At 68.1% G+C, this 7,462-nt stretch carries 9 protein-coding genes and 1 tRNA gene; 8 read left to right on the top strand and 2 right to left on the bottom strand.

Annotated elements, in window-relative coordinates; all coding sequences use genetic code 11:
* The 8 genes from KB201_RS24890 to KB201_RS14585 all read left to right on the top strand — a co-directional run.
* On the top strand, positions 1-390 hold a 390-nt coding region (locus KB201_RS24890; RefSeq protein ID WP_249145558.1), incomplete at its 5' end, for a ParA family protein.
* Positions 387-1,313: a ScpA family protein gene (locus tag KB201_RS14615; RefSeq protein ID WP_211539544.1), complete on the top strand. Its 927-nt coding sequence runs from the start codon at positions 387-389 to the stop codon at positions 1,311-1,313. The genes KB201_RS24890 and KB201_RS14615, both read left to right, overlap by 4 nt.
* Entirely contained in the window at positions 1,310-2,071 is a 762-nt protein-coding gene (gene scpB / locus KB201_RS14610) for an SMC-Scp complex subunit ScpB (RefSeq protein WP_078113826.1), read from the top strand. The genes KB201_RS14615 and scpB overlap by 4 nt, the downstream gene beginning before the upstream one ends.
* 6 nt (positions 2,072-2,077) lie before the next feature.
* On the top strand, positions 2,078-3,010 hold the full coding sequence (locus tag KB201_RS14605) for a pseudouridine synthase (RefSeq protein ID WP_058253158.1): 933 nt from the start codon (positions 2,078-2,080) through the stop codon (positions 3,008-3,010).
* Positions 3,007-3,720, top strand: coding sequence for a (d)CMP kinase (gene cmk / locus KB201_RS14600; protein WP_058253159.1), 714 nt, complete (start codon positions 3,007-3,009; stop codon positions 3,718-3,720). Before KB201_RS14605 ends, cmk begins: the two co-directional genes overlap by 4 nt.
* Positions 3,717-5,156: a ribosome biogenesis GTPase Der gene (gene der / locus KB201_RS14595; RefSeq protein WP_058253160.1), complete on the top strand. Its 1,440-nt coding sequence runs from the start codon at positions 3,717-3,719 to the stop codon at positions 5,154-5,156. The genes cmk and der overlap by 4 nt, the downstream gene beginning before the upstream one ends.
* A 126-nt stretch (positions 5,157-5,282) precedes the next feature.
* A complete protein-coding gene (locus KB201_RS14590; protein WP_065629874.1) occupies positions 5,283-5,546 on the top strand; it encodes a GlsB/YeaQ/YmgE family stress response membrane protein in 264 nt (87 codons plus the stop codon).
* Between the two features lie 150 nt (positions 5,547-5,696).
* Positions 5,697-5,770 (top strand) — tRNA-Pro (locus KB201_RS14585).
* A 57-nt stretch (positions 5,771-5,827) separates the two neighbouring features.
* Here KB201_RS14585 and KB201_RS14580 read toward each other — a convergent pair.
* Both KB201_RS14580 and KB201_RS14575 read right to left on the bottom strand, forming a co-directional pair.
* Positions 5,828-6,916, bottom strand: coding sequence for an ATP-binding protein (locus KB201_RS14580; protein ID WP_307848073.1), 1,089 nt, complete (start codon positions 6,914-6,916; stop codon positions 5,828-5,830).
* A gap of 37 nt (positions 6,917-6,953) precedes the next feature.
* Positions 6,954-7,427, bottom strand: coding sequence for a GNAT family N-acetyltransferase (locus KB201_RS14575; RefSeq protein WP_307848072.1), 474 nt, complete (start codon positions 7,425-7,427; stop codon positions 6,954-6,956).
* Positions 7,428-7,462 lie beyond the last annotated feature (35 nt).

The following is a 7,462-nucleotide window of genomic DNA, read 5'->3' as shown; positions in this document are numbered from 1 at the left end:
TCGCTGGGTCTGCTCACCGTCAACGCGCTGGCCTGCGCCGACACCGTGCTCATCCCGATGGAGTGCGAGTACTTCAGCCTGCGCGGGCTGGCCCTGCTCACCGACACGATCAACAAGGTGCGCGACCGGCTCAACCCGCGCCTGGACCTCGGCGGCATCCTGGTGACGATGTTCGACGCCCGCACGCTGCATTCCCGTGAGGTGATGGCCCGCGTCGTCGAGGTGTTCGGTGACGCGGTCTACGACACCGTCATCGCCCGCACCGTCCGGTTCCCGGAGACCAGCGTCGCCGGGGAACCGATCACTTCGTGGGCGCCGCGGTCGGCCGGCGCGAAGGCGTACCGGGCGCTCGCACGCGAGGTGATCGCCCGCAACGTCACGCCCGCATGACGACCGGCGCCGACCAGGCAGTCACCGAACCCGCCGTCCCCGAACCCGCCCTATCCGAACCCGGCGCGTCCGATTCGGTTGTTCCCGAAGGTGCTTCGAGCTGGGCGGAAGCGTCGTCCGAGGTCGGTGTCGAGGAGTCCGGTTTCCGAGTCAAGCTGCGCAACTTCGAGGGTCCGTTCGACCTGTTGCTGAACCTGATCTCGCAGCACCGCCTCGATGTGACCGAGGTGGCGCTGCACGAGGTGACCGACGACTTCATCGCCTACACCCGCGAACTCGGCCCGGAGATGGGGCTCGACCAGACGACCGAATTCCTCGTCGTCGCGGCGACGCTGCTGGATCTCAAGGCGGCTCGCCTGCTGCCCTCCGGCGAGGTCGATGATCCGGAGGACCTCGCACTCCTCGAAGCCCGGGACCTGTTGTTCGCGCGGTTGCTGCAATACCGCGCCTACAAGCAGGTCGCCGCCCTGTTCGGCGAACTCGAGGCCGCCGCGCTGCAGCGCTACCCACGCGCGGTGTCGCTGGAGAAGCGCTTCGAGGATCTGCTGCCGGAGGTCACCCTCGGTGTCGACGCCGACGGCTTCGCGCAGGTCGCCGCGGCGGGGCTGACGCCGCGTCCGGTGCCCACCGTCGGCCTCGACCATCTGCATGACGTCCAGAAGGTGTCGGTTCCGGGCCAGGCACGTCGGATGGCATCTCTGCTCAGTGCCGCACCGGGCACATGGCTGACCTTCGGCGAGCTGACCGCGGACTGCGAGAACGTGCTGGAGATCGTCGGTAGCTTCCTCGGCCTGCTCGAGTTGTTCCGGGAGCAGGCCATCACCTTCGAACAACCCGAGGCACTCGGCGATCTCGCGGTGATGTGGACGGGGGAGCGCGGTGCCGACGACCTGCGCATCGACAAGGCAGAGGACTACGGATGACTGATCACGCTCCTGAGGTCGACCACCACGACCCGACCGGCGCAGCCGAGGGAGAGGACCCGGGACCGGCCGAACCCGTGCAGACCGCTCTGCACGGGGAAGGGGAGGAGTACCTCGACGACGCGCGCCTCCGCTCCGCTCTGGAGGCGGTGCTGCTCGTCGTGGACACACCGGTCACCACCGAAGAACTCGCGAACGCCGTCGACCAGGATCGGACGCGGGTCCGGGAGACGCTGAACGCCATGTCGTCGGAGCTCACGGCGTCGGGCAGCGGCATCGATCTGCGCTTCGCCGGCGACGGCTGGCGTTACTACACCCGTGCGGAGTACGCCCCCTACGTGGAGCGGCTGCTGCTCGACGGCGCGCGGTCGAAGCTCACGCGGGCGGCGCTCGAGACGCTGGCGGTCATCGCCTACCGGCAACCGGTCACCCGGGCACGGGTGAGCGCCATCCGCGGCGTCAACGTCGACGGCGTGATCCGCACCCTCGTCGCTCGCGGACTGATCAACGAGGTCGGCAGCGAACCGACCACGAACGCGACGACCTATGCCACCACCGAACTCTTCCTGGAACGGCTCGGGCTGGCGTCACTGTCGGAACTGCCCGATCTGGCGCCCCTGCTGCCCGACGTCGACCTGATCGACGACCTCGACGAGGAGCTGCTGTCGGATCCCCGATTCGCCAAACTGTCCTCCCAACCGTCAGACTCGAATGAACTGATCATCGACGGTGGCACCACCACCGACTCACAGGACTGAGAGAACATGGCATCCGCTGGCCGAGATGGCTCACCGGGAAAACGCCGCAAGGGCGCGCCCGCACAACAGCCGCGAACCAAGAAGACCCACCGCAAGGGGTCGTCGAAGCCGAACGCCGAAGTGGGCCGGATCCGGTTGAACAACGCCCGACCGGCGCGGCACCAGACACCTGAGCACGGCGAGGGTGCCGGCGCCAACTACGTCGAAGACGGCGTCCGCCTGCAGAAGGTGCTCGCCCAGGCGGGAGTGGCCTCGCGTCGCGGCGCCGAGGAACTGATCGCGGCGGGTCGTGTCGAGGTCGACGGGGAGATCGTCACCGAGCAGGGTCTGCGCATCGACCCGGACACCGCGATCATCCGCGTCGACGGTGCCCGCGTCATCATGGACGAGACCCGTCAGTACCTGGCGTTCAACAAACCCAAGGGCTGGCAGTCGACGATGTCCGACGACCAGGGCCGTCCCTGCGTCGGTGATGTGGTCGCCGAGCGGGTCATGGCCGGTCAGCGCCTGTTCCACGTCGGCCGCCTCGACGCCGACACCGAGGGTCTGCTGCTGCTGACCAACGACGGTGAACTCGCGCACCGGTTGATGCACCCGTCGTTCGAGGTGCCCAAGACCTACCTCGCCACGCTCAAGGGCGAGGTGCCCCGCGGGATCGGACGTCGCATGCGCGAGGGCGTCGAACTCGACGACGGCCCGGTGACGGTCGACAAGTTCACCGTGATCGAGGTCCACGAGGGCCAGTCGCTGGTGCGGATCACCCTCCACGAGGGTCGCAACCGCGTGGTGCGGCGCATGATGGACGAGGTCGGCTTCCCGGTCGTCAAACTGGTTCGCACACACGTCGGTTCGGTGGCACTCGGCGAACAGCGCCCGGGCAGTCTGCGTGTTCTGGGCAACGACGAGGTCGGTGGGTTGTACAAGGCGGTCGGCCTGTGAGCGACGGAGCTTCGGAGTCCGCCGGCGGGACCACGCATGTCGTGGCGATCGACGGTCCGGCCGGTACGGGCAAGTCCTCGGTGTCCAAGCTCCTGGCGGCCGAGGTCGGCGCCAGTTATCTCGACACCGGCGCGATGTACCGCGCGGTGACCCTCGCCGTTCTCGATGCCGGTGTGGCGCTGGATGATCCGGCCGGAATCGCCCGCGTGGTCGCCGACGTCGCCATCGAGTTGGTCCCCGATGGGGACGGCGCCAAGGTCTTCCTCGACGGGCGCGACGTCTCCGGGCCGATCCGCACCGACCACGTCACCAGCGCCGTCTCCGCGGTCTCGGCGGTACCCGAGGTGCGCACCAAACTGGTTGCGCTACAACAGCAGAACGCGCAGGGTCGGTTCGTGGTAGTGGAGGGGCGCGACATCGGGACCGTGGTGTTTCCCGACGCCGACGTCAAGATCTTCCTCACCGCGACACCCGAGGCGCGGGCCGAGCGCCGGCACAAGCAGAATCTCGCCGGCGGTCGCGACAGCGACTACGACGCGGTGCTGGCGAGCGTGAACCGCCGCGACCATCTCGACTCGACACGCAAGGTCTCGCCGTTGCGCGCGGCCGACGACGCGACCGTCGTCGACACCAGCGACAAGACCCTCGACGAGGTGCTCGCGGAACTGAGCGGCCTCGTCGCGACCCGGATCGGAGCAGTGGAACGGTGAGTGACGACTACTCGAACGACCTCGCGGCGCTACCCGGCGACGGCACCTGGTCGGACGAATCCGACTGGCAACTGACCGATGTCGGGGGAGCCGACGACGCGTCCGGTGTCGAACACATGCCGGTGGTCGCGATCGTCGGGCGGCCGAACGTCGGCAAGTCGACGCTCGTCAACCGCATCCTGGGGCGTCGTGAAGCCGTGGTCGAGGACATCCCCGGCGTCACCCGGGACCGGGTGTCGTACGCGGCGTCGTGGTCGGGCCGGCGGTTCACCGTCGTCGACACCGGTGGCTGGGAACCCGACGCGAAGGGCCTGCAGCAGGCCGTCGCCGCGCAGGCCGAGCTTGCGATGCGCACCGCCGACGCGATCGTCGTCGTGGTCGACGCCACGGTCGGCGCGACCGCGACCGACGAGGCCGTCGCACGGGTCCTGCGACGCTCCAAGACCCCGGTCATCCTGTGTGCCAACAAGGTCGACAGCGAGCGACTCGAGTCCGACACCGCATCGCTGTGGTCGCTGGGACTCGGTGAGCCGTATCCGGTGTCGGCCGCACACGGCCGCGGCGCCGGCGATCTGCTCGACATCATCCTGGACAAGCTGCCCGAGACCCCGCGGGAGGCACCGACTCTCGGCGGTCCGCGTCGCGTCGCCCTGGTGGGCAAGCCGAACGTCGGCAAGAGTTCGCTGCTGAACAAGCTCACCGGCACCGAGCGGTCGGTGGTCGACAATGTCGCCGGGACGACCGTCGACCCGGTCGACGAACTCGTCGAACTGGGCGGCAAGACCTGGAATTTCGTCGACACCGCCGGTCTGCGCCGCAAGGTGCGGACCGCGAGCGGCCACGAGTACTACGCGTCGTTGCGGACGCGGTCGGCGCTCGACGCGGCCGAGGTGGCCATCCTGCTGATCGACGCATCGGAACCGATCACCGAACAGGATCTGCGGGTGCTGTCGCTCATCATCGAGAGCGGCCGCGCCCTCGTGATCGCGTTCAACAAATGGGATCTCGTCGACGAGGACCGCCGGTACCAGCTTGACAAGGAGATCGACCGCGAACTGGCCCGCGTGCCATGGGCGCGTCGGGTGAACATCTCGGCGTCGACCGGCCGGGCCGTCCAAAAACTGGTGCCTGCGCTGGAATCCGCGCTCGACTCGTGGGACAAGCGCATCTCGACCGGCCCGCTGAACAACTGGCTCAAGGACGTCATCGCCGCCAACCCGCCGCCGCTGCGCGGGGGCCGGCAGCCGCGCGTGATGTTCGCGACCCAGGCTTCGGTCCGGCCGCCGACCTTCGTGCTGTTCACCACCGGCTTCCTCGAGGCGGGCTATCGCCGGTTCCTGGAGCGGCGCTTGCGCGAGGAATTCAACTTCGACGGTTCGCCCGTCCGGATCAACGTCCGCGTCCGAGACAAGCGGGAGCAGCGCCGCAAGCGCTGATCACCGTCCGGCGACTCCACCACCGTAGGGCAGGTCCGCCACCGCGCAGGTGGCGGACCTGCCCATCTCCGGTGCACGTGTCGCGCGCCTGTGGCGCACGACACCTGCTGTGAGATACTGCGTCTCGTGCTCATCCTGGCAATCATCGTTTTCGGCATGGTCATCGGCGCCCTGGCGCAGATCCTCCTCGGCGGCAAGAACCTGCGCACCGTCGATTGGGGTCTCGCCCTGGTGGCCGGCATCGTCGGCTCCTTCGTCGGCGGACTGCTCATCAGCCTGCTCTCGGGCGACGGCCTCGAGCTCCGCCCGAGTGGCATCATCGGCTCCCTCGTGGGTGCCGTTCTGGTGACCGCCGGGTGGATCTTCTTCAAGAAGCGTTCGACCGTCTAGCAGCCGGTGTCAGATGTAGCGCTTCGTGGCGGCAGAAGCAACGACGCACTACATCTGGCCACCGGCCCGAAATGAGGCCTGACCAGGCGATTGGTTCGGAACCGTGCTCGTCGGCTAGGCTTTACATCGCTCCGCTTCTCCAGGGAGCAACGGGCTGTGGCGCAGTTTGGTAGCGCACTTGACTGGGGGTCAAGTGGTCGCAGGTTCAAATCCTGTCAGCCCGACAGAAAACCCCGGTGAGCGTCGCTCACCGGGGTTTTGTTCTCGGAACCATCGACCCCTCACACGACCAGCGGCACCGCGACGTCGGCGCCGCCCTCCTCGGTGATCCGGGCACCCATCTGCGTGTACGTGGGCGCGGTGATGAACCCACCGGCGAGGAGTGCCTCACCCTGGCGGAACCCGGGCGACTCCGCCAGGAGGTGTTCGGGTACGAAGCCGAAGGTGTCGGCCAGCTCGGCGAGATCGCGTGGGGCGTTCATCCGCATCAGGCACAGGTTGTCGCACTGGGACAGGACATTGGGGTGGATCTTGGTCGGCCGCTGGGTTGACAGCAGCAGCCAGAGGCCGAATTTGCGGCCCTCGGCGGCGATCTGCACGACCCGGTCGATCAGCGCCTGCTCGACCGCGCTGGTGGCCTGCGGTGGGCAGATGTTGTGGGCCTCGTCGATCACGATGAGTATCGGGCGCCGCTCGTCGCGGTGGGCCCAGAGGTGTTCGAGCACACTGAGAGCGGCGACCTTCGGTTCCGCTGGGTGGGCGAAACCACCCAGGTCGAGCACGGTCGCCTGGGGTCGCTCGTCGATGACGTCGGTCGCTGCGAGGTCACCCCGCGCCCAGAGTGCCCAGTCGAGGACCTGCAGATTCTCGATACGCTTGGCCAGCCGCTGATGTCCGGGGTCGGCGGAACTGCGTAGAGCGTCGAGGTAGGTGGTCTGGTCCGATGTCTCGGTGAGTGTGGCGTCGGCGTGCAGCAGGACGTTGTACTCGTCGGCGTCGGCGATCGGATCCAGCTGTAGGACCGCGGCCTTCGCGGCCAGGGGCAGGGTCAGGAATCGCGTCCGCAATTGCGGTCCGTCACGTCGCGTCGAATGCAGGACCCGGATGTCGGATGTCGCGATCGCATCCGCGGCGGTGGGGTCGGCGGTACCCCGTGTCTCGGGCAACCGGGTGAAGTCCGCGTTCGGATCGAGGATCAGCAAAGGGAGTCGGGTTCGAAGCAGCAGCTGTTCGAGAACCACCCCGAGCGCGTAGGTCTTCCCGGAGCCGCTCTGGCCGCACCAGAAGGTGTGCCGATTGAACTTCTCCGCGGTGAGGAGGACGTCGGTCGTCGCGTTGTCGCGATGGCTTCCCACTGTCAGCTGAACCACGCCCGTACCCTACTGGCACGGGCGGGATTCCATCGGATTACGGAGCGGTCAGCTCCTTGCGGAGAACGAACGCCCGATCGCCGGTCTCGGGGTCGCGCAGCGGGAACCCGTGCCGGGCATAGAAGCGGTGCGCGTCGACGTCGGGTTCGTCGACCTCGATCTCGAATTCCCCGGCGCCCCGTCGCGCCGCCTCGGCAACCGCGGCGGTGAGGACGGCACCACCGAGTCCGCGGCTCCGTTGGGCGGGCGTGGTGTACATCTCGTCGAGCAGGGCGATGCCGCCGTCGACCCAGACGTTGGTCCGGATGGTCACCAGGCCCAGCGAGGTGATCGGGTCGCCGGCCACGATCGCGAAAGTCGAACTGCGCGAAAGTAAATCGGTCAGTCGATCGGCCAGGGCGGCCGGTCCGGGAGACGGTTCGCCGTACTCGCGGTTGAAGGCGTCGAGCAGTTCGGCCATGGTCGCCGCGTCGGCCGGTGTCGCCACTCGCGGGCTGTCGGGCTCGTTCACGGTCACCACCGTAGCCGCCCACCCGACGATCACCG

This window comes from Gordonia sp. SCSIO 19800 (genome assembly GCF_018132775.1).
In the GTDB taxonomy this organism is placed as follows: Bacteria; Actinomycetota; Actinomycetes; order Mycobacteriales; family Mycobacteriaceae; genus Gordonia; species Gordonia hongkongensis.
Note: the sequence above shows the minus strand (reverse complement) of the source record. Positions and strands in the feature narration are given on the sequence as shown.

Excerpts from the sequence above, each read along its gene's own strand:
- KB201_RS14615 (WP_211539544.1), top strand. The coding sequence starts at position 387 with ATGACGACCGGCGCCGACCAGGCAGTCACCGAACCCGCCGTCCCCGAA.
- scpB (WP_078113826.1), top strand. The coding sequence starts at position 1,310 with ATGACTGATCACGCTCCTGAGGTCGACCACCACGACCCGACCGGCGCA.
- KB201_RS14605 (WP_058253158.1), top strand. The coding sequence starts at position 2,078 with ATGGCATCCGCTGGCCGAGATGGCTCACCGGGAAAACGCCGCAAGGGC.